This is a genomic window from Stenotrophomonas sp. 610A2, assembly GCF_030549615.1.
Taxonomy (GTDB): domain Bacteria; phylum Pseudomonadota; class Gammaproteobacteria; order Xanthomonadales; family Xanthomonadaceae; genus Stenotrophomonas; species Stenotrophomonas pigmentata.
The window spans coordinates 1,795,719-1,812,430 of sequence record NZ_CP130832.1 but is presented as its reverse complement, the minus strand read 5'-3'; the positions used below and the strand labels follow the sequence as shown (position 1 = coordinate 1,812,430).

Here is a 16,712-nt window from a genome sequence, read left to right as displayed (position 1 = left end):
CGGCTTACGCCGCTCCTACAACCGCCGGCCTGCCCCCTCAAGCTGTCCGCCAGCTGACCAGGAACGACCGCCCCGCTTGCCGAACGCGTGAATAAAAGGCGCACTGCAGCTACGGGACACAGTCGAGCAACCCCGTCCCGTGTCATCGCGCGTTGTTCTCTGTCACACGCCCACGCATGGAGGTGGTACATGGTCCGCACGCAACAAAGCAGTCCGTCCCTGCACGTAGAACCCTCGCGCATCCTTGCCTACAGCACTGCCCTGGCACTGCACGCCCTTGCCCTCGCGCTGCTGCTGATTCCGCTGTCACAGGTGCCGATCCAGCGAGAGGCGCGTGAAGCACGTTGGCAGGTCCCTGACGTCAAACCCATCGTCCCCAACCCGCCACTGCCACCGGTCGATGTACCAGTAACGCGCACACCTTCACCACCGCGGCAACCGGCACTGGCCGCTCCGGTGGACAACGCGCCGATGCCGATCTTCGCTACCGAGGCGGTGATCAGCGCACCGGTTGATGTGGCGCCGGCCGTCGACACCCTGCCGTCCATCGATCCAGTGGGTCCATCGACGCCGCTACAAGGTGTACAGCTGCGCTACCTCAACGCGCCGGCCCCCAGCTATCCGCGTGACGCGCTGATCGCAGGTGCACAGGGCACGGTGACGTTGCGGGTGCTGGTGGACGTGGATGGTTCGCCACTGGAAGTCAGCGTCGAGCACAGCAGCGGCAACCGCAGCCTCGACACCGCCGCACGCAACCAGGTGCTGCGTCGCTGGAAGTTCCAACCGGCAACCGATGGCGGCCATCCGGTACAGGCCTACGGCCTGATTCCGGTCGACTTCAAACTTGGCTGAACAGTTCCGGGCACCACTCATGGCAGTGCTTTACGGCGCTGCCACGAGCCGCACGCCGAAGGTTCGTTCGCGTGACGTACGCCGCCCTGCCGCGGTTCGATCAGCAGCAGCTTGAACAACAGGCAAAAAAAAGACCCGCATCTCGCGATGCGGGTCTTCAATCAAATCTTGGCGCCCGAAGTTGGACTCGAACCAACGACCCCCTGATTAACAGTCAATCCTACAGTTGTTTGTAATCAGTAACTTAGGGGTAATCGATTTACGTCTTTGCCGTTCGTAAGTGATTGATGCCGCTCGGGTGCGAGTTGAGATTTTACGTACCGTCCCCGGCCGGTTTGACCAGCGGGACACTGTAGTCGTAGACGTCCAGCATTGCCTCGTTCTTGTGCCCGCTGGCCTGCTGCTTCTCGCCGCGGGTGCCAGGCGTGTCCGTGATACCGCGGCGCTTCAGGTCGTGGGCGCCGAAGCGGTGATCGTCGCTCATGACTTCGGCCTTGACCGCGCTGTCGAGCAGGCGCCGCCAGGCGGAATTGAAGGTGCTCTTCAGCAGCGGCTCGCCGACGTGGTTGACGACCAGGTGGCGGTCCTCCGCGCGGAATGGCACGGGTCGCCTATTCGCTGGGCGGCCCTTCTTGGTGCTCTTCTCGTCTTCCCATATGGCCTTGCGGCGAGCGACCAGGTAGTCCCACGCCTCGCGGAGCTCGGGCGACCACTCGGTGATGTTGTCGCGGCTGCCCTTGCGCCGATTGGTCTGGATGCCTTCCTTCAAGGCGTTGGCGTCGGTGAGCGTGCGGACCTCGATAGGCCGCAAGCGGCAGCGGTAGCCGATCACGATCATCGCCCACAGGTACGGCGCCACGCTGCCCTCCTGACCGCGGCCGCCGGCGTTGGCGCGGGCGAACTTGATCAGGTCCTGCAGAATGTCCTTGTCGGGTAGGCGCCGGCGCTTGCGCTCGGTGGGGAGTTCGACGCCGTCAGCTGGATTCATGTCGTTGTAGCCGCGGTTCTCGCCCCACCGGAAGAGCCGGCGTAGGTAGCGCTGGACGTGCGCTGCCTTGCTCGGCGTCGGGATAAGCGAGCCGGCGCTGTCGCGCTCAGTGCCGGCGGCGAGGCTATCGATCAGGCCCTGCACCACCGGCCGCGTGATGCGCTTCGTGACCAGGTCCCCAAAGCGGCCGCCGTTGGGAAACTTGAAGTCGAGCACGACGGCCTTGCAATAGGAATAGTCATCGCGCGAGTTCTGGCTGAGCTTCCTGAACTGGTCGCTGTCCTCGAATGCTTCGGCGAGACCGCGCATCACCTTGCTGCTGGCCTTGCCAGCGCGGGCCTCAGCGATGAGGTGCAGATCTGCAAGCGTCGCGGTCCTGGTGGCCACATTCTTGCGCTTGGGGCGTTCGCCCGGCTTGCGGTCAAACACGTACCAGCAGCCGCCCTTGCGGCCATCCCAGTACAGGCCGGTCGGGATCTTCGACTGGTCGATGTGGCGCGGGATCGTCGGATCCGGCTTTCGTTTTCTGCCTGCTGGTGCCATCACTTCCTGCCAAACAGGTCGGTGGGGTCGTACGGGGTGGAGTCGTTCGCCGCGGCTACGCCGAGGGCGGCGTTCACCGCGTCCAGGGTGGTCCAGATCCCGCCCTGGCCGTCGTATTTGTACCGGATTCCCTGGTCCTCCGCCCAGCGCACCACCGTGGCTAGGCGCGGCAGCGGACCTTCCGGGTTCGGCCGGCACATCCGCTGCAGGTCCTCGAACTGGAGGATCTCTCCGATCACGGGACCGCCTTCGCCGCCTTCTTGGCCTGACGCGTCCGCCGGCGCTGCTCACCTCGAGCGAAGTGCAGCGCCGATTGCTCGAGCCTGGTGCTGAAGGCGAGCTCGGTGATCAGCTGGCCGAGCTTGGCGTCGTCCATCCTACGAATAGCCTCGCGGAGCAGGTCCGGCTTCTTGGCCGGCACGCCGGCGATCTTCATGCCGGCAGCGCCTGGTACTTACTGGCCAGCCACGCAGTCGCCCGCGCGAGCTCTGCCGGCTCGATGCCACGGCCCCAGTGCTGTTGCGCCATGCGGTCGGCGACATGGTCCAGCACCGCCATGAGTTGTAGTTCCGGTGTCGCGCCAGCAAGCAGTGGGACCGAAAGATAAACCTGAGATGAGACGCCGCCAGGATCCACGTCAACGCCAGCAATCAGGGCGGCGCCATCGCCGTTTCGCGCAGCGAGACGTTCTTCCGCCATGCGCTCGGCCACCTCGAACTGGTCGGGCGGCTGCGTCGACGCTGATGCGATGGCTCGCGTCACCGCTGGCGTTGGCGACGGGGATTGCGCGGCCGCCAACTTGCCTGCCTTCTTCCCTGGCAGGTGGTACTGGATCAAGGTCGTCGCGCCGGTCGACGTGAGGCGACCTTCAGAGCGCAACCGGGCGACGGCATTGCGGCGATCTGCAGGACTGAGATCGTCGAGCTCGATGCGTAGCTGCTCGCCGGTCATCGCCCCGCCGTTGTTCTTGATCAGTTCCAGGACGCGCTCAGCATTCTCGGAAATGATGGACATGGTGGAGTGCTCCGATGGATGCCGCGCCGCTGATGGCGTGGCGGTTTCGATGGACGGCGCGAAGCCGGTGAACTGAGGCCGGAATTCGTTCATCGGTGGATCAGACGCTGCAGCAGCGGCCGCCTCGTGTGCTTGCTTTGATCCAGGACCTGCAGCGCGTTGTTGCCCGGCTGCTTGAGTTCGAACTGGAACGGCGCCGTGCCGTTGCCGAGCGCTTGCTGGATGAGCTCCGGCACGCGATCGCGCAACTCGCGTGGCATCTTGTTCCAGTGGACACAGTGCAGCGCGTGCAGCGTGTCGTAAGCGTCACGCTCCGGATGCACGCCGAGCAACGTCGCAACCTTGTCGATCGTGCAGATGCTGAAGTGAGTGCCGGCGAACATCTCATTCAACGCAGTTAACGCAGCCAGCGCTTTGAGATCATGCATTGAGTGCCTCCTGCTGCGGTGGCAGCGACCAAAGGCAAACAGGCTTCTTCCCACGGAATGGCGCCTTGCCTTGCGCGAACTCGCCCTTCGCGACCTTCTTTCTTTCCCACAGATTCCGCATGTGGGTGCCGGCGCTGTGGGATGAGATGCCAACCTCGAGCGCGATCTCTGCGGTTGTGGCCGGACCCTCCTGAAGCACGGCAAGGCAACGGGATGCGATAGAAGTGGGATGCATGCTCATCGCTGCCCGTCCCGGTAGTGCCAGTCATCCTCAGTCAGGTACACGCGGCTGCCGACGCGATCGCTTACCTCGTTGAACGTGGCGATCGTTGCGCGGCCGAGATCGACGCCGGCGCGGAATGCCAGGATGTCCAGATAGGTCGCGAAGTCGGCAAACTCCTTCGCCAGCGCGGGCCGGGCCTCATCGAGCGTGAGGTCGCCGCGCTCGACCTTCTTGATGATGTTGGCGGCCTCGCCGAGTTCGCCGAGCACGGCGTTCGACCAGGCCGACAGCGGCCAGTCGGATCCGTCCGGCTCGCTGTGTGCGGGTTCGCCCCTGGCATTCTTGAACTCGGGAAGCCTGGCGCAGTTGGCGCCGCGCAGCGCGTTGAAAGTGAGGCCGTTGGTCAGATAGCCCATCACTTGGCCCCCTTCTTCGGCGCCGCTTTTGCAGCCTTCTTAGCAGGCTTCTTCGCCGACGCCTTAGCGCTTGGCGTGCTCGCGCTCTTCGCCGTCTTCTTCTTGGCTGCCTTCTTCGCCGCCGGTTTCGCCGGCGTTTTGACGACATCAAAGCGCCTGCCGTTGCTCTGCTTCAGCGCGTCGGCATCGCCCGATGTCTGGACGAGATTGGCTCCCTTCCGCAGCTGGAAGCCTGCGCCGCGCAGCGGCTTAGGAAGCCATCCCTTGCCTTGCAGGCGCTTGGCCGCATCCGCCATCGCAGCGTCCTTCTTCATGGCCAGGACGGCCTCGCCAGCCGCCTTGCCGTCGACGTCCGCCACCGCCTCAGCCAGCAGGCTCTTCGGTACCAGCGAGACAAACGAATCCGCACTCGGCGTCCACCAGGCGGTCATGTCTACCTCGAACGTCTCGGCCAGGGCCTGACCGCGGTGGCCGCTGTTGGTGCTGACGGTGAGTGCGGTGGCCAGCGCAAGCAGTTCCAGCTGCTTCGCCTGGTCGAGCTTGCCGACCCAGCCGAAGATCTCCGACGCCTTCCCTGGGAGCCCTACCTTTTTCCAGTTGGCGATGCGCTCGTCGATCGCCTTGCGCGCAGCGGCCTTGCCGAGGTCCTGGAACTTCGACTCGATCTGACTGCGCGCCTCCTTGTGCTGGTTGGTGGGTGTCAAGCTCAGCACCGACTCGGCGTAGCTGTCGGTGAAGAGCTTGGTCAGCAGGTGTGTGAGCAGCAGCTGCAACGCCAGCGCGGGGCGCGCAGCGACGTGCTCGCGAATCGCGGCCGCGCGATGCATTTCCAGGCGCGTGACCATGTCCTGGCTGAGCGTCACCTTCTTCGCCGGCTCCTTCTTTTCGTCCTTCGCGGAACCGGTCACCGCACCGGAGGCCGTCGCCTTCTGGCCGGGGCACAGGCGACCGCGCTCAACCTGCAGGCCGCTGTAGCCGATGCAGACGACCACGCCGGCCTTCGCCATTACCTCGGCTGGCCACACCTCGCGGCCTTCGGCGATCGCGTGGCGCTCCGTGTTGATGTCGTTGGCCTCATCCTCGAGCGCCTCGCGCCCATCGGCGTCGAGCGTGTCGCTTTCGTCGTCCTCGTCGATCAGCTTGGTGATTTCGGCCAAGCGTGCATCGAGGACGGCGATGCGTTCCTTATCTTCTGCGGTGGGCTTCTGCCGCTTCGGCCCCACACCGAAATGCGGGAACGCGGCCAGCTTGTCGTAGTCGAGGCCGAGATGCGCTTCAGCCCAGGACCATCCGGCGTCGCGCTCGGACTGCGCGATCGCTTCGAGCTTGTCCAGGGCGAGCTTGTCCAACAGTGCCTTGTCGCCGAGGAACACCTCGCCGCGGGTGGAGAAGAGATCGCGGCGCACCGGCCCACCGGCTGCCTCGTAGGCGTCGAGGCCGACGAAGCGGGCAATCGTGGAATCGCCACGGACCTCGCTGGTCGTGATGGCGTGGCGGATGTCGCGGGCGCTGCGGTTCAAATCGTTCTTGGCACCGAACCACACCTTCTCCTGCAGCTTCTTGTCATCGGTCAGCGCCAGCGCCTGCAGCTGCTCGAGATCCATGCCGCCGTCGCGGTACACCTGCACCAGCTTGGGCGCGACGTTCGCCAGCTTCAGTCGCTGCTTGACCACCAGTTCCGTAACGCCGAAGTGGGCGGCGATGTCGGGGATGGACTTCTTCGCGTCGACCATGTCCTTGAACGCATCGAACTGGTCGGCCGGGTGCATTGCCTCGCGCAGCGTGTTCTCGGCGGTGCTGGCCTCCAGGGCGACGCCGTCGTCGGTGATCAGCTTGCACGGGACACTGAACTCCGAGTCCAGCTGACCACGGTCGCGCAGCAGCTGCATTGCGGCGAGGCGGCGGCCGCCGGCGACGACCTGGTATTCGTTGTCGTTCGCGCCAGGCGTGACGGTCAAGTTCTGCAGCAGATTGTGTGCTGCGATCGAGGCTGCGAGGCCTTCGATGTCCTGGCCTCCGGTCTTGCGGGCGTTACGCGGTGAGAGGCGCAGCTGCGAGAGCGGCACTTGGATGATGGCGGGTTGTGCGTTCATGAATTCCTCGTCAGTGGTAGGCGGTCACGGAGGCCCGGACTCGTGGTCCGGGCCCGTCGCGTAGGGCGGCGCCGAATCAGTCGGCCTGGATTTCGCTCTCGTCCCACCAGGCCTTGACGGCACGGCCGTCGGCAGCGCGGTGTCGGACGTAGTAGGTGCTTTCGGCGTGCTGGTACTCGGCGCGCCCCACGACCTCGCCGCTTTCGCCGCTGGTTGCATTCGTCACGGTCTGGCCGATCTCGTACTTGAACTGCTTCATCTGTTGCTCCTGGTGGTTGCCACACTGGGATCGCGGTGGCGTGCGAAGTCAGGAACGACCCTGGTCGGGCTGCTCCATGAAGTGGAAAGCGATCTGCCGGAGGTCGGCGAGGTGGCGCTCGGTTGCAGCGAGCGCGCCCGCGGAGCCGGAGCCTTCGCTCGGCCGCAACCCGCACTGCCACGGCGAATCCATGAGTTCCTGGGCTGCGGCGAGATCCAAGGACTGCGTGCTGGCCGCTTCGCTGCCGTCGACGACGTGTTGCCAGGTCAGGCGTACGGCGTACAGGCCGGTGTCTGTGCGCTGGCGGAACTGGATCTCGATGCGGTCGCTGAAGAGCGCCCGGCCGGCGATGGCGCGCACGTTCATGCGCGCCGATCCGTAGGCGTGACGGCGCCGCGGCTGCTCGGTGCTAGCGCAGGCTTCTTCTCGCAGCTGCTGCACAGGTCCGGCCCGACCCACCAGCAGCCCCCGGCGCAAGCCTGCAGGTCGGTGCATCCGCACCGGCGGCAGCGGCGCACGGATGGCTCGGATTTGCCCACGTTCCGTGCCTTTTTGACGGTGACAGTGCGCATGTCAGGCCGCCTCGGCGAGCGTTTCGCTCAACGGGCAGGCCTCGAACGCGAGTCGCGGGGATGCCACCACGCCGATCGCGTCGTGTGACCAGGTCGGACATCCGAGTACGACGAAGTGGTGCTCCTTCTTCGGCTCGAGCGTGCCGGCCGCGTTGCGCAGCATCGGCCGGTAGGTAATCGACAGCCCGTTGTCCTTGTATGCCGCGGCCGCGACTTCCACCGGCAGGTAGTAGCGGTCGCCGGGCATAGGCGTCAGGCGGGGATTCCGCCCGAAGGGATCGGTGTGATCGCCCCACGCAGTGGGGCCGAAGCGAACGTCACCGATCGCGGAAAGCGTCACGCGGACCTGTTCGTACAGATCCAGGTGCTCGGAGTCCGGGCGCACGCGGGAGATCAGGTCGTAAGCGTGGGCAGCATTGCGGCGAATATTGGCGATGGCGCGCTGGTGTGTGTCCACCAGGGACTGCGCGAGCTCCAGCGCCTTGAGATCGTCCTTCCACTGGTCGGCGCGACGGCTGTATTCGGCCGCGTTCACGGTGAGGCCGTTGGCAGCCTCGGCCTGGGCGACGGCGTCCAGGAAATCCGGGCCGCTGAGTTGCTGATAATCGGACATGCGAGGTCTCCTTCAGGCGCGCTTGGCAGCGCGGTTGCGTTGCTGGGTGGCGCGCCCCTTGGCGCGCTGTTCGTCGTGATGCGAGTGGTCGTATCGAAGCGGCTGCGAGCACTCGCCGGCACGCAGTACCTGGATGCGGCCGCCGCGTCGCAAGAAGTCGTCTACACTCTCGAAGCCCGCCGTCGTGCTGGGCTTGGCCGGCGCCGCGACAGTGCTCAAGGGGGCGGTGAAGTTCGTCTTCTGCTCGCGATTCGGTGCGCGCGTGGGCTGGACGATGGTTTTCGAGGCTTTCGACTGCGACGTCGACGCTGCCTTATTGGGTACCGACCGCGGCATCGGCGCCGCGCGCGTATCGACCGAGATCCTTTTCGCTGGGCGTGCCGTTTCCGTCTGCGATCGCTGGGGATAACGCGCTATCAGCCAACGCACCTGACCCAGGCCAGCGCCATGCTTTTCCACCGCGCCGCCGCGCAACAACGTACCGAGCGTGGCGGTCATCAGGTTGATGTTTCCGCCAGGCTCCACAGCGTCGAGGATCTCGCGGGCGGTTTTCGCCGTGCGCTGGCGGCCGAGGAAATCGCGCACAAGGGCGGCACGACCGGTGCGCTTGGCTCCGTTCTGTTTGGCAGTGCTCATGCCCGCAGATCCTCGGCTTCATGGATCTGGATTCCGGCGTCCACGACGATGAAGAGGCCCTTCTGCTCTCCGTTGGCCCCAACGATGCGGCGGATGCGCATCGCCGGTTGCGCTTTCGGTGGAAACGCCAGAGCCATCGCGAAGAGCACGAATGCAATGCCATCGGCGAGCACTTCCGCCGGCGACCCAGGCGCCCAGTTCCAGCCGAAGGCGGATGTTTCGATCAGCCAGTAGAAGAAGGCGATGCAGTAGATCGGCCAGTTGATCGGCGGGAGCTTCATGCCGCGTCCTCGCGCTGTTCGGGCTCGATGACGTCCTGCAGGAATCCGAGCAACGACATCGGCGTGATGGCGCATTCGGCGCAAACCCACAAATCCGCGCCTGGCTCGCTCAGTGGCACGGCGATGTCGGGATCCGTGCCCATGATTCCTGCCAGCGCAGCGCCAGCCGCACCACCACCGAAGAACTCCTCGAGGCCGTGCGTCTCCTCGATGCCGCGAGGGTTCAGTCCCCACTGCTGCAGGCGCAACGTGTAGAACACGATGCCGTGCTTGGCCACGCCGCATCCGCAGCGGCAGCACTTCTTGATATCGCGCCCTTTCATGCCGTACCCGCCTTCGCGAGTGCCATCGCATCGCAGAATTCGAGGACGCGTCGCGCTTCTTCAGGTGCCCACGTAGGACGTTCCTGCACTAGGTACAGGGTGTCGACCTCCCAGCCGCGATGGGTCGGCGGCCTGGTGAGGTCTGCGTCGTCGGCGATCTTGGTCAACCCGAAATGCTGGGCAAGGCGCGCTGCGTTGGTCGTTTTGCCGCAGCCGGCAGGCCCGAAGACGATGACGGACTTGTTCATCCGATCACCGCCTTCACGAACATCGCGTAAGGGCCATCCTCGGTGTCGTATATGGCAACGACTCGCCATCCTTTTCCTATCGGTGGGCGCGGCTCCCAGCGTGAAGCGTTGCCGCCACGCTCGAAGTAGTCGTCATAGGCATCCTGCCCCTCATGCTGGTCATGCTCGAGGCCGATATAGCAGGCTTCGTAGCCCGCGGCCTTCAGCTTGTCGGCGTCCAGCGGGAGGTCTGCGCCTTCAGGCCCATCTGCGACGAGTAGATCCAGGTCGGGATGCTGCACCCATCCTTCTGCATCGCGCTGCGGCATAGCTTCCGGCGCGAGCATGCGGCGAACCGGGGCGTAGGCGCTCATGCCGCACCAGCCCGCGCCTGATCGGCCTCGTGCATCTGCGTCGCGATCGCGAGGCCTTCCTCGGTGAAGTCCACTCGCGTCGTGCAGAGCGGCGCATCGAGCTTCACCAGGCCATCGCGCTCCATCGCCTTGACGGTGCGCCCGGTGAACACCGGGTGGGGACGGTTGGCCGGGCAGTAGAAGCCACCTGGTACGCGGGTGAGCGCCCGCTCTGGATCTGCGAGCATCGACAACAGCGCCTGGCGCTGAAGCGGCGGAAGGTTGTGCTTGTCGGACATGGTGACCTCGACGGAAAAAAGACCCGGCTGGTCCGCCGGGCAAGGTGAGCAGCGGTTATGCCGCTCAGGCGGGGGCTGGTTTCTGGCGGCCACGCAGCTGCTCGGCACGACGGCGCCCTTCGCGGATGGCCTGCAGCGTGTGGCCCGGCGAGCGCAGCGACCAGGCGATCGCCGCCTGGGTGTTGCTGGCATCGCAACCAATGGCGTGGGCGTAGCGGCGCACTGCCTTGGTGACCTCGGCGTCGTCGGCGCGTGTAGGTGCGGCGCGGACGGCGGTGGGTGGCGCGAACTGCATCAGCTGCATGGCTAGCTCTCCTTCAGGCGGCCAGCAGCGAGCGCTCCGCAGCAATGCGGAGTGCGGGCAGCTGGGTGAGCGGGATCAGCGCCGTCTCACCGAGGCCCCACAGGTGCTCGGCGATGCGCTGGGAGTAGACGGGCGGCGTCGCGACACCACAGTGGGTGCATTCGACGTGGTACTGCCTCGCCGGTTTCCCGAAGAGGCGCGGATCGATCTGCACGCGCCCGCGTGTCTCGATCAGGTGTGCGGTGTGTCCGCACGCATCGTGCGTAAGCCGCTGGGACGGAGGGATGTCGTGCATGATCATCGCGGCGCTTCTCCGTCCTTGGAAGTGAAGGTGTCGGCGATCCACGCCTTCAGCCGAGCGTGCGTCTTGGCATCGATATCGAACGCGGTGCCGGCGAGCCACACTGCCCAGTCGTCACCCGTGTCGTCGGGTTCGGTGAGCCGAATCCTCTGCGCTGGATGGCCGGCGACGAAAACCGGCTGTCTGCCGGTCTCGATTCCGATCTTCCGGTCGGCGTTGGTTGGGCGCACGTACAGCGACGCGCTGATCGAGTCCCACGCAGGCGTGAAGGTGAAGCGCAGCGGGAAACGCTGCAGCGTATGGATGAGAATCGAAGGACTGCTCATCGCGGCCCACTCCGCATCTCGGCACGGGCGTTGCGATAGGTGTCTGCCGTGCCGGGCCAGCGAATCGCGTCGATCGAGCGCTGCGCGTGTTCCAGCCGCTCAGCACGCTGGCGTGCCCAGCCGAAAGCGAGCGAAAGCACCACGGCGATGAAGCCCAGCGCGATCAGCACTGCGATCACGACCAGGCCGAGGTGGTTCTGCAGCAGATGCGACATGGCGCCTCCTGGTGAAGGAAGGCGGCCGGCAGGTTGGCCCAGGGGGAGAGCCGCTGGAGGGGAGCCAGCTGGTGGCCTGCCGGCCGCCACCCCCGCGGAGGGGGCGAGCGCGATACTGCAAGAAAACTTGCGGGCAAGTCAACAAGTTTTCTTGCGGCAATGCCGCAAAAAGCCGCAAGCCCCGATAAACGGGGCTTGGCAGGGGTTGAATTGGGGGTGCCCTGGGCCCGAAATCGGGCCCAGATGCGCGAAAAGCCCGTCCTCAGTCGAACGAATCCAGGGGTACGTGCCTGGCCACGGACCGGATCAGGCCAGCCTCTTCCCAGTCAATGCCCTCGCCCCGGCATTCTCGCGCCCGTTCCATGTCGTGTAGGAGCGCGGCGAGGTCCGCGTCCTCGAGGCAGTCAAGATTGGGGACGTTGAACGTCGCCTGGTCGACCAGGCAATGCATCTGCCAGCGATCCCGCAGGAAGCGCACGCGCTTGAGGATGCACTCGCGCGTGATCGAGTCGTAGATGGTGGCCTTGGGTGTGGTGACGACCCTAAGCTGAGGCTTTGCCCTTTCCGCCGGCGGACGCAGTTCGTCCATGCGCGCCGAGATCATCCCCGCCAGTTCCCGAAGTCGATTTTCGCTGAGTGCCATCACTGTTCTCCCGCTCGCGTTGTCTGGCGGCGAACCGCCTGCTGAACTCGATCAGGTTGCTATCAGTGACGACTTCTCCGGCCTCCGAGACGATCTCGTAAGCGATGGTTAGAAGGTAGGGGTCGTGGAGCGCCTCGGGCGGCCCGTGCTGGATCTCCACGATGTACTGAAGCAACTTGACCGCGGAGGCCATCCTCTCAAGTCCACTTCGCATGTCGTGAGACATCGCGCCGAGCACGACGCTTTCCTGCTGAAAATGTCCAGGCTTGTCGCCCGGCTTCCACGCCATCAGCTGCTCGACTGTGTAGCCAAAGGCCTTGGCCAGTTCCGGCAGGTACCGCGGGCGCCTATTCGGGAACTCGATCAACTGTTGAATGTGCTGGTGCTTCACGTTCGAGGCGCCCTGGGCGCGCACGCGTTCAGCTACGGCGGCCAGGCTCAGGCCCTCCTGCTTCATCAATCCGGCGACGATATGACCTAACTGCATACAAGGGATCTTGCAGCCTTGCGCCGCAAAAAAGTTTGCGGTAGCTTGTCGCAAGTTTTCTTGCATTTGGGCCCCCGTGAACGCATTACAGCGCGCCATCGCCATCTGCGGCACCCAAACCGAGCTCGCCCGCAGGGTCAAGGGCAAGCCGGCCTCCGGCCACGTCCACCACTGGCTGCAAAACGGGTTCGACGAGGACACGGCGATCGCCATCGAGCGCGCCGTCTCCGCCGTCGTGGCCGAGTCGCCGGCCGCCGCCGAGCGGGCCGCCGCGCTCGGCCTTGTCACCGTAGAGCAGTTGCTTCCGGACCTGGAGTGGCATCGGGACGCCGCCGGGGTCGTGACCAGCTATACGAAGCGGGTCCGCCCCGCGGAGGCGGCCTGAATGTCCGCGCTCTACACCGGCGGCGCCCGGCGCCAGCTGGAACATGACGGCAAGGACGCGGCCGCGGCCGCTTTCGATATCGAACGCGTGCAGGGCGGTGAATCGGAGGTGGGTGGGATCGAACATGGCCCGCATGGTCTCGCATGTCGGCGGGGGTTCGCATGAAGCGCGGGCCTCAATATCTGCCGCCGCGCCAGTCGGTCATCTTCGGCTATACCCGGCGCATGCTGGACGAGACCGCGACGAACGCTAACTCGTTCGCGATGGCGGTGGCAGAGCGATATCACGCGATGGTCGCCCCGGATGTTCGCCAAGTGAAGCTGCGCTTGGGTGAGGGCGACGCCCTCTGTCGCGCCATGAAAGACAACGGCCAGGTCCTCCGCCGCTACATGGACGGCACCGTAAAGGTTCTTCCGGCCGACCTCGAAGACGCATGGGTATGCGCGCTGCCCGAGCCATACCGCTCCGACTGCGAGCGCGATCTCGCTCGACGCCGTGGCCACCTGTGCGTCCGAATCGATGACGGTAGCAGCAACGCCATCAGCACCGTCGGCGAGCTCAGCACCGAGTTCGGCGAACTGCTCGGGGCGATCGCGCCGGCGATGGCGGACGGCCAGATCAACGAAGCGGATCTGAAGCACGCGCTGCAGATCCTCAATAAGTCGGATGACCTGATCAGCGCCGTGCTGTCCGTGCGCCGTTCGGTCACCGCTCTCATGCCGGAAGGGGACCGGACGCATGCCTGACGCAATGGACCACCTGCAGACGTTCAACGACGAGCACGTGCAGGATTCGATCAAGCGCCACCAGGCGCACCAACACGCGCGAGCCGGCCGCACACACTGCGAGCGTCTGGATTGCGGCGAGCCCATCCGCCCCGAACGCACGGCGCAAGGCGCGCAGCGCTGCGACGAATGCGAAGAAGAGCACCAGCGGCGCAATGCCCACTTCGCCCCGTGGGCAAGGCAGCGGTGAGGCTGGTCGCGTATGCAGCCCGCCCGACGCCGCTGCTTCAAACCCGCGAACGCAGCGTCGATGCGCGGCATCGCCGCGGCGCTCGCCGTCCTCTACGACACCAGCGGGCCAGCAATGACGACGGAAGAGGCTCTCGCCGAGCGAGAGCGGTTTCGCCGCGAGGCCGAGGCATCGCAGCGACGCCAGGGCGAACTGGCGCTCGCGCTGAAGGTGCGCGAATGAGTCTGTGGTGCTGCGCACACTATGCGATGGCGATCTCCAAACTGCCCCTAGAGCAGTGGGCGGATGCGATCGCGAAACTTCCAACCGGATGCGAGAAGGGGTGCGGTGCGCCGCGCTCCTGTCGCGATCGCAACGCCGAGTATCTTCGCGTGCAGTACCGCGCGCTCAAGCGGCGGCAGCAGCGCGATGCGGCGACAGCCCGTCGACAGGGAGCGCTTCTATGAACGCTTCGTCGGCTGCGCGCATCGACACCGACGCACTGCGCGCCAGCGTGGACATCGTCGATGTCGTAGGCGCCTACGTGAAGCTCAAGCGCGACGGCAACGAGTGGAAGGGCTGCTGTCCCTTCCATTCGGAGCGCACGCCATCCTTCTACGTCTCGCCGGCTAAAGGCTTCGTCCATTGCTTCGGGTGCGGCGCGCACCACGACGTGATCGCGTTTGTCATGCGCCATGACGGCCTGGACTTCAAGGAAGCCTGTGAGAAGCTCGGGCATCGCGACTTCGAGCCCATCCGCGAGTCGGCGCCGATCGAGGTCGCTGTACCGGAGGGCAAATGGATTCCCTTGCTGCCTGTGCCCGATCACGCGCCGGCGTTGCTGCGCGCTGACGGATGGACCGTGCCGGTCTGGAACCCAAAACGGTCCAAGTTCTCCCGCTTCCGGCCTGCTCGAGCCGACGCGTATCGCAACGCGGCCGGCGCACTGCTGGGCTACGTGCTGCGGTGCGAGTTCGGCGACGGAAAGATCACGCCGACGATCACCTGGTGCATCGGGCCCGACGGTGCGATGCAATGGTGCATTCGCCCCTTCCCACGTCCGCGGCCGCTCTGTGGCCTTGATGACCTTGCAGCCAAGCCACTCGCGCCCGTCTTGATGCCGGAGGGCGAAAAATGCCGCGCGGCTGGCGCTGGCGCGCTGCCCATGTACGCGGTGGTGACGTGGCCAGGTGGCAGCAAGGGTATTCCCTACGTCGATTGGTCGCCGCTGGCGGGTCGCGACGTGGTGTTGTGGCCCGATGCCGACCAACCGGGCCGCGACGCAATGCTCGGCTACCGAGACTACAGCGGGCTGCAGCACCCCGGAGTAGCGCAGTTCCTGCAGCGTGCAGGCGTCAGGTCGATGCGCTACATCGATACCGAAGGCCAGCCGAAGGGCTGGGACCTGGCCGATGCCCTCGATGACGGATGGACCCCGCGACAGCTGGCCACATGGGCCGCGCAGCGCGTCGGCGACCTCGAAGTGATCCGAGGATGACCGCCGTGGCCGGATCGAAGAAGAAGTTCACGGTCGTTGATGGCGGCGGCACGGCGCCACCGCCAGGCGATTCCGACCCGAGTGCGTGGAAGAACGCACTGACCCGCAGAAAGGACGGCGGCGTCGAAGGCTCACTGCACAACTGCATCATGATCCTGGAGCACGACGAGAACCTCGCCGGCATGGTGTGGCTCAACGAGTCGAGCAACCAGGTGGTGCTGGCCAAGGATCCGCCGTGGACCGGCGGCAACCGCGACGAGTTCACCGACACCGATAGCTGTGAGCTCGCTGCCTGGCTGCAGTCGCCGGATCGCTACCACATGAGCGTGAGCGATGAGCTCGTGCTGAAGTCAGTGATCACGGTCGCGCGTCGCCACCGGCGCCATCCCATCCGCGAATATCTTCGTGCCTTGAAGTGGGACGGGACGCCGCGCGTAGAGCGCATGTTCGTTGAGCTCTTCGGCGCGGAGGACAAGCCCTACAACCTGCAGGCCGCCACGTGCTTCATGGTATCCGCAGCCTCGCGCCTGCTGTGGGTCGATCCGAAGCAGCCGTTCACCGGATCCAAGGTGGACTTCATGCTGGTGCTGGAGGGTGGCCAGGGCAAGAAGAAGACGTCCTCGTTCGAAGCGTTGTTCGGCGCGCAGTGGTACGTCGAGACGCTCGAGTCGCCGGCGGGCAAGGACTTCTACCAGGTGATCCTCGGCTGCTGGGGCGTCGAAATCGCCGAGATGGACAGCTTCAGCAAGGCCGACGTCACGAGCGTCAAGGGTGCCATCACCCGCCGCGTCGACAAGTACCGCGCGCCCTACGAGCGCGTGCCGCGGTCGTACCGCCGCGAGTGCGTATTCGTGGGCACGACCAACGAGACCGAGTACTTGCGCGATCACACCGGCGGCCGCCGCTTCTTGCCGGTACGCGTCCTCGATGAGGGCGTGATCGAGCTCGAGAAGATCATCGAACTGCGCGACCAGCTGTGGGCCGAAGCGGTGCACTTGTTCGACGCCGGCGTTCCCTGGTGGAAGCTGCCGGACGACGCAGCCGCGGAGCAGGAAGCGCGCTACTTCGAGGACAGTTGGGAAGGCCGCATCAGTCGCTGGCTCGAGGGCAAAGGTCAAGGCGATCGCGCCTACCCGCAACGCCTCAGCTACACCACGCGTGTCGATTGGACCACCACCGACGAGATCCTGCAGTACGCGATCGGCGCCGATGCTGCCAAGCACGGACGGCCAGAGCAGATGCGCGTGTCGTCGATCATGAAGCGCCTGGGATGGACGCACCGACGGATGCTGGTGGACGGCGGAGCACTGCGGGAGCGACGCTGGCTGCGCGCAAGCGGGGACATGGCGGACGAAGGCAAGGCCACGCTGCCAGCAGGAGGCGTCGATGACGACTGCCCCTTCTAGGGCCTGCCCAACCTCCGGGGCGCTGCCGCCCAACCTGCCCAACCTATCCGCCCGACCTCGGGCTAGACGTGCT

30 protein-coding genes are annotated in these 16,712 nt (G+C 65.6%); 8 read left to right on the top strand and 22 right to left on the bottom strand.

Features of this window, described 5'->3' with window-relative positions:
- Positions 1 to 189: 189 nt before the first annotated feature.
- Positions 190 to 852, top strand: a complete 663-nt coding sequence (locus Q5Z11_RS08265; RefSeq protein WP_303749557.1) for an energy transducer TonB — start codon at positions 190 to 192, stop codon at positions 850 to 852.
- 313 nt (positions 853 to 1,165) lie between these two features.
- Here Q5Z11_RS08265 and Q5Z11_RS08260 read toward each other — a convergent pair whose 3' ends face one another.
- The 22 genes from Q5Z11_RS08260 to Q5Z11_RS08155 all read right to left on the bottom strand — a co-directional run bounded on the left by Q5Z11_RS08260 (position 1,166) and on the right by Q5Z11_RS08155 (position 12,462).
- Positions 1,166 to 2,383, bottom strand: a complete 1,218-nt coding sequence (locus Q5Z11_RS08260; protein ID WP_303749556.1) for a site-specific integrase — start codon at positions 2,381 to 2,383, stop codon at positions 1,166 to 1,168.
- A complete protein-coding gene (locus Q5Z11_RS08255) occupies positions 2,383 to 2,583 on the bottom strand; it encodes a hypothetical protein (protein WP_405051685.1) in 201 nt (66 codons plus the stop codon). The genes Q5Z11_RS08260 and Q5Z11_RS08255 overlap by 1 nt, the downstream gene beginning before the upstream one ends.
- Before the next feature lie 35 nt (positions 2,584 to 2,618).
- Positions 2,619 to 2,819, bottom strand: coding sequence for a hypothetical protein (locus Q5Z11_RS08250; protein ID WP_303749554.1), 201 nt, complete (start codon positions 2,817 to 2,819; stop codon positions 2,619 to 2,621).
- The gene (locus tag Q5Z11_RS08245) at positions 2,816 to 3,490 is read right to left on the bottom strand and encodes a hypothetical protein (protein WP_303749553.1); all 675 of its coding nucleotides are present in this window, start codon (positions 3,488 to 3,490) and stop codon (positions 2,816 to 2,818) included. The genes Q5Z11_RS08250 and Q5Z11_RS08245 overlap by 4 nt, the downstream gene beginning before the upstream one ends.
- Positions 3,487 to 3,825 (bottom strand): hypothetical protein, encoded by a 339-nt coding sequence (locus tag Q5Z11_RS08240; RefSeq protein ID WP_303749552.1) that lies wholly within the window; start codon positions 3,823 to 3,825, stop codon positions 3,487 to 3,489. Before Q5Z11_RS08240 ends, Q5Z11_RS08245 begins: the two co-directional genes overlap by 4 nt.
- Positions 3,826 to 4,062: 237 nt before the next feature.
- Entirely contained in the window at positions 4,063 to 4,464 is a 402-nt protein-coding gene (locus Q5Z11_RS08235; RefSeq protein WP_303749551.1) for a MazG-like family protein, read from the bottom strand.
- A complete protein-coding gene (locus Q5Z11_RS08230) occupies positions 4,464 to 6,557 on the bottom strand; it encodes a ParB/RepB/Spo0J family partition protein (RefSeq protein ID WP_303749550.1) in 2,094 nt (697 codons plus the stop codon). Before Q5Z11_RS08230 ends, Q5Z11_RS08235 begins: the two co-directional genes overlap by 1 nt.
- 76 nt (positions 6,558 to 6,633) lie before the next feature.
- Positions 6,634 to 6,816 carry a hypothetical protein gene (locus tag Q5Z11_RS08225; protein ID WP_303749549.1) on the bottom strand — a complete coding sequence of 61 codons (183 nt, stop codon included), beginning with the start codon at positions 6,814 to 6,816 and terminating at the stop codon, positions 6,634 to 6,636.
- 48 nt (positions 6,817 to 6,864) lie between these two features.
- A complete protein-coding gene (locus Q5Z11_RS08220) occupies positions 6,865 to 7,182 on the bottom strand; it encodes a hypothetical protein (RefSeq protein WP_303749548.1) in 318 nt (105 codons plus the stop codon).
- 207 nt (positions 7,183 to 7,389) lie between these two features.
- Positions 7,390 to 8,001, bottom strand: a complete 612-nt coding sequence (locus Q5Z11_RS08215; protein ID WP_303749547.1) for a hypothetical protein — start codon at positions 7,999 to 8,001, stop codon at positions 7,390 to 7,392.
- Between the two features lie 12 nt (positions 8,002 to 8,013).
- Positions 8,014 to 8,637, bottom strand: coding sequence for a hypothetical protein (locus Q5Z11_RS08210; RefSeq protein ID WP_303749546.1), 624 nt, complete (start codon positions 8,635 to 8,637; stop codon positions 8,014 to 8,016).
- Positions 8,634 to 8,918, bottom strand: coding sequence for a hypothetical protein (locus Q5Z11_RS08205; protein WP_303749545.1), 285 nt, complete (start codon positions 8,916 to 8,918; stop codon positions 8,634 to 8,636). Before Q5Z11_RS08205 ends, Q5Z11_RS08210 begins: the two co-directional genes overlap by 4 nt.
- Positions 8,915 to 9,241, bottom strand: a complete 327-nt coding sequence (locus Q5Z11_RS08200) for a hypothetical protein (protein ID WP_303749544.1) — start codon at positions 9,239 to 9,241, stop codon at positions 8,915 to 8,917. The genes Q5Z11_RS08205 and Q5Z11_RS08200 overlap by 4 nt, the downstream gene beginning before the upstream one ends.
- Positions 9,238 to 9,489 (bottom strand): ATP-binding protein, encoded by a 252-nt coding sequence (locus Q5Z11_RS08195; protein WP_303749543.1) that lies wholly within the window; start codon positions 9,487 to 9,489, stop codon positions 9,238 to 9,240. Before Q5Z11_RS08195 ends, Q5Z11_RS08200 begins: the two co-directional genes overlap by 4 nt.
- Positions 9,486 to 9,842: a hypothetical protein gene (locus Q5Z11_RS08190; protein WP_303749542.1), complete on the bottom strand. Its 357-nt coding sequence runs from the start codon at positions 9,840 to 9,842 to the stop codon at positions 9,486 to 9,488. The genes Q5Z11_RS08195 and Q5Z11_RS08190 overlap by 4 nt, the downstream gene beginning before the upstream one ends.
- The gene (locus Q5Z11_RS08185) at positions 9,839 to 10,120 is read right to left on the bottom strand and encodes a hypothetical protein (RefSeq protein ID WP_303749541.1); all 282 of its coding nucleotides are present in this window, start codon (positions 10,118 to 10,120) and stop codon (positions 9,839 to 9,841) included. Before Q5Z11_RS08185 ends, Q5Z11_RS08190 begins: the two co-directional genes overlap by 4 nt.
- 64 nt (positions 10,121 to 10,184) lie before the next feature.
- Positions 10,185 to 10,424 (bottom strand): hypothetical protein, encoded by a 240-nt coding sequence (locus Q5Z11_RS08180; RefSeq protein ID WP_303749540.1) that lies wholly within the window; start codon positions 10,422 to 10,424, stop codon positions 10,185 to 10,187.
- A 13-nt stretch (positions 10,425 to 10,437) separates the two neighbouring features.
- On the bottom strand, positions 10,438 to 10,725 hold the full coding sequence (locus Q5Z11_RS08175) for a hypothetical protein (RefSeq protein WP_303749539.1): 288 nt from the start codon (positions 10,723 to 10,725) through the stop codon (positions 10,438 to 10,440).
- On the bottom strand, positions 10,722 to 11,051 hold the full coding sequence (locus Q5Z11_RS08170; RefSeq protein WP_303749538.1) for a hypothetical protein: 330 nt from the start codon (positions 11,049 to 11,051) through the stop codon (positions 10,722 to 10,724). The genes Q5Z11_RS08175 and Q5Z11_RS08170 overlap by 4 nt, the downstream gene beginning before the upstream one ends.
- Positions 11,048 to 11,266: a hypothetical protein gene (locus Q5Z11_RS08165; RefSeq protein ID WP_303749537.1), complete on the bottom strand. Its 219-nt coding sequence runs from the start codon at positions 11,264 to 11,266 to the stop codon at positions 11,048 to 11,050. The genes Q5Z11_RS08170 and Q5Z11_RS08165 overlap by 4 nt, the downstream gene beginning before the upstream one ends.
- Positions 11,267 to 11,528: 262 nt before the next feature.
- Positions 11,529 to 11,855: a hypothetical protein gene (locus Q5Z11_RS08160; RefSeq protein ID WP_303749536.1), complete on the bottom strand. Its 327-nt coding sequence runs from the start codon at positions 11,853 to 11,855 to the stop codon at positions 11,529 to 11,531.
- Complete coding sequence (locus tag Q5Z11_RS08155) at positions 11,809 to 12,462, bottom strand: hypothetical protein (protein ID WP_303749535.1); 654 nt, start codon at positions 12,460 to 12,462, stop codon at positions 11,809 to 11,811. The genes Q5Z11_RS08160 and Q5Z11_RS08155 overlap by 47 nt, the downstream gene beginning before the upstream one ends.
- Before the next feature lie 10 nt (positions 12,463 to 12,472).
- Between Q5Z11_RS08155 and Q5Z11_RS08150 the strand changes: the two genes are divergently transcribed.
- The 7 genes from Q5Z11_RS08150 (at position 12,473) to Q5Z11_RS08120 (ending at position 16,639) form a co-directional block, all read left to right on the top strand.
- Positions 12,473 to 12,781, top strand: coding sequence for a helix-turn-helix domain-containing protein (locus Q5Z11_RS08150; protein ID WP_303749534.1), 309 nt, complete (start codon positions 12,473 to 12,475; stop codon positions 12,779 to 12,781).
- Positions 12,782 to 12,946 carry a hypothetical protein gene (locus Q5Z11_RS08145; RefSeq protein ID WP_303749533.1) on the top strand — a complete coding sequence of 55 codons (165 nt, stop codon included), beginning with the start codon at positions 12,782 to 12,784 and terminating at the stop codon, positions 12,944 to 12,946.
- A complete protein-coding gene (locus tag Q5Z11_RS08140; RefSeq protein WP_303749532.1) occupies positions 12,943 to 13,527 on the top strand; it encodes a hypothetical protein in 585 nt (194 codons plus the stop codon). The genes Q5Z11_RS08145 and Q5Z11_RS08140 overlap by 4 nt, the downstream gene beginning before the upstream one ends.
- Complete coding sequence (locus tag Q5Z11_RS08135) at positions 13,520 to 13,756, top strand: TraR/DksA C4-type zinc finger protein (protein ID WP_303749531.1); 237 nt, start codon at positions 13,520 to 13,522, stop codon at positions 13,754 to 13,756. The genes Q5Z11_RS08140 and Q5Z11_RS08135 overlap by 8 nt, the downstream gene beginning before the upstream one ends.
- 60 nt (positions 13,757 to 13,816) lie before the next feature.
- The gene (locus tag Q5Z11_RS08130; protein ID WP_303749530.1) at positions 13,817 to 13,978 is read left to right on the top strand and encodes a hypothetical protein; all 162 of its coding nucleotides are present in this window, start codon (positions 13,817 to 13,819) and stop codon (positions 13,976 to 13,978) included.
- Between the two features lie 220 nt (positions 13,979 to 14,198).
- On the top strand, positions 14,199 to 15,233 hold the full coding sequence (locus tag Q5Z11_RS08125) for a CHC2 zinc finger domain-containing protein (RefSeq protein WP_303749529.1): 1,035 nt from the start codon (positions 14,199 to 14,201) through the stop codon (positions 15,231 to 15,233).
- The gene (locus Q5Z11_RS08120; RefSeq protein WP_303749528.1) at positions 15,230 to 16,639 is read left to right on the top strand and encodes a VapE domain-containing protein; all 1,410 of its coding nucleotides are present in this window, start codon (positions 15,230 to 15,232) and stop codon (positions 16,637 to 16,639) included. Before Q5Z11_RS08125 ends, Q5Z11_RS08120 begins: the two co-directional genes overlap by 4 nt.
- Positions 16,640 to 16,712 lie beyond the last annotated feature (73 nt).

Excerpts from the sequence above, each read along its gene's own strand:
- Q5Z11_RS08265 (WP_303749557.1), top strand. The coding sequence starts at position 190 with ATGGTCCGCACGCAACAAAGCAGTCCGTCCCTGCACGTAGAACCCTCG.
- Q5Z11_RS08260 (WP_303749556.1), bottom strand. The coding sequence starts at position 2,383 with ATGGCACCAGCAGGCAGAAAACGAAAGCCGGATCCGACGATCCCGCGC.
- Q5Z11_RS08255 (WP_405051685.1), bottom strand. The coding sequence starts at position 2,583 with ATGTGCCGGCCGAACCCGGAAGGTCCGCTGCCGCGCCTAGCCACGGTG.
- Q5Z11_RS08250 (WP_303749554.1), bottom strand. The coding sequence starts at position 2,819 with ATGAAGATCGCCGGCGTGCCGGCCAAGAAGCCGGACCTGCTCCGCGAG.
- Q5Z11_RS08245 (WP_303749553.1), bottom strand. The coding sequence starts at position 3,490 with ATGAACGAATTCCGGCCTCAGTTCACCGGCTTCGCGCCGTCCATCGAA.
- Q5Z11_RS08240 (WP_303749552.1), bottom strand. The coding sequence starts at position 3,825 with ATGCATGATCTCAAAGCGCTGGCTGCGTTAACTGCGTTGAATGAGATG.
- Q5Z11_RS08235 (WP_303749551.1), bottom strand. The coding sequence starts at position 4,464 with ATGGGCTATCTGACCAACGGCCTCACTTTCAACGCGCTGCGCGGCGCC.
- Q5Z11_RS08230 (WP_303749550.1), bottom strand. The coding sequence starts at position 6,557 with ATGAACGCACAACCCGCCATCATCCAAGTGCCGCTCTCGCAGCTGCGC.
- Q5Z11_RS08225 (WP_303749549.1), bottom strand. The coding sequence starts at position 6,816 with ATGAAGCAGTTCAAGTACGAGATCGGCCAGACCGTGACGAATGCAACC.
- Q5Z11_RS08220 (WP_303749548.1), bottom strand. The coding sequence starts at position 7,182 with ATGAACGTGCGCGCCATCGCCGGCCGGGCGCTCTTCAGCGACCGCATC.
- Q5Z11_RS08215 (WP_303749547.1), bottom strand. The coding sequence starts at position 8,001 with ATGTCCGATTATCAGCAACTCAGCGGCCCGGATTTCCTGGACGCCGTC.
- Q5Z11_RS08210 (WP_303749546.1), bottom strand. The coding sequence starts at position 8,637 with ATGAGCACTGCCAAACAGAACGGAGCCAAGCGCACCGGTCGTGCCGCC.
- Q5Z11_RS08205 (WP_303749545.1), bottom strand. The coding sequence starts at position 8,918 with ATGAAGCTCCCGCCGATCAACTGGCCGATCTACTGCATCGCCTTCTTC.
- Q5Z11_RS08200 (WP_303749544.1), bottom strand. The coding sequence starts at position 9,241 with ATGAAAGGGCGCGATATCAAGAAGTGCTGCCGCTGCGGATGCGGCGTG.
- Q5Z11_RS08195 (WP_303749543.1), bottom strand. The coding sequence starts at position 9,489 with ATGAACAAGTCCGTCATCGTCTTCGGGCCTGCCGGCTGCGGCAAAACG.
- Q5Z11_RS08190 (WP_303749542.1), bottom strand. The coding sequence starts at position 9,842 with ATGAGCGCCTACGCCCCGGTTCGCCGCATGCTCGCGCCGGAAGCTATG.
- Q5Z11_RS08185 (WP_303749541.1), bottom strand. The coding sequence starts at position 10,120 with ATGTCCGACAAGCACAACCTTCCGCCGCTTCAGCGCCAGGCGCTGTTG.
- Q5Z11_RS08180 (WP_303749540.1), bottom strand. The coding sequence starts at position 10,424 with ATGCAGCTGATGCAGTTCGCGCCACCCACCGCCGTCCGCGCCGCACCT.
- Q5Z11_RS08175 (WP_303749539.1), bottom strand. The coding sequence starts at position 10,725 with ATGATCATGCACGACATCCCTCCGTCCCAGCGGCTTACGCACGATGCG.
- Q5Z11_RS08170 (WP_303749538.1), bottom strand. The coding sequence starts at position 11,051 with ATGAGCAGTCCTTCGATTCTCATCCATACGCTGCAGCGTTTCCCGCTG.
- Q5Z11_RS08165 (WP_303749537.1), bottom strand. The coding sequence starts at position 11,266 with ATGTCGCATCTGCTGCAGAACCACCTCGGCCTGGTCGTGATCGCAGTG.
- Q5Z11_RS08160 (WP_303749536.1), bottom strand. The coding sequence starts at position 11,855 with ATGGACGAACTGCGTCCGCCGGCGGAAAGGGCAAAGCCTCAGCTTAGG.
- Q5Z11_RS08155 (WP_303749535.1), bottom strand. The coding sequence starts at position 12,462 with ATGCAAGAAAACTTGCGACAAGCTACCGCAAACTTTTTTGCGGCGCAA.
- Q5Z11_RS08145 (WP_303749533.1), top strand. The coding sequence starts at position 12,782 with ATGTCCGCGCTCTACACCGGCGGCGCCCGGCGCCAGCTGGAACATGAC.
- Q5Z11_RS08140 (WP_303749532.1), top strand. The coding sequence starts at position 12,943 with ATGAAGCGCGGGCCTCAATATCTGCCGCCGCGCCAGTCGGTCATCTTC.
- Q5Z11_RS08135 (WP_303749531.1), top strand. The coding sequence starts at position 13,520 with ATGCCTGACGCAATGGACCACCTGCAGACGTTCAACGACGAGCACGTG.
- Q5Z11_RS08130 (WP_303749530.1), top strand. The coding sequence starts at position 13,817 with ATGCGCGGCATCGCCGCGGCGCTCGCCGTCCTCTACGACACCAGCGGG.
- Q5Z11_RS08125 (WP_303749529.1), top strand. The coding sequence starts at position 14,199 with ATGAACGCTTCGTCGGCTGCGCGCATCGACACCGACGCACTGCGCGCC.
- Q5Z11_RS08120 (WP_303749528.1), top strand. The coding sequence starts at position 15,230 with ATGACCGCCGTGGCCGGATCGAAGAAGAAGTTCACGGTCGTTGATGGC.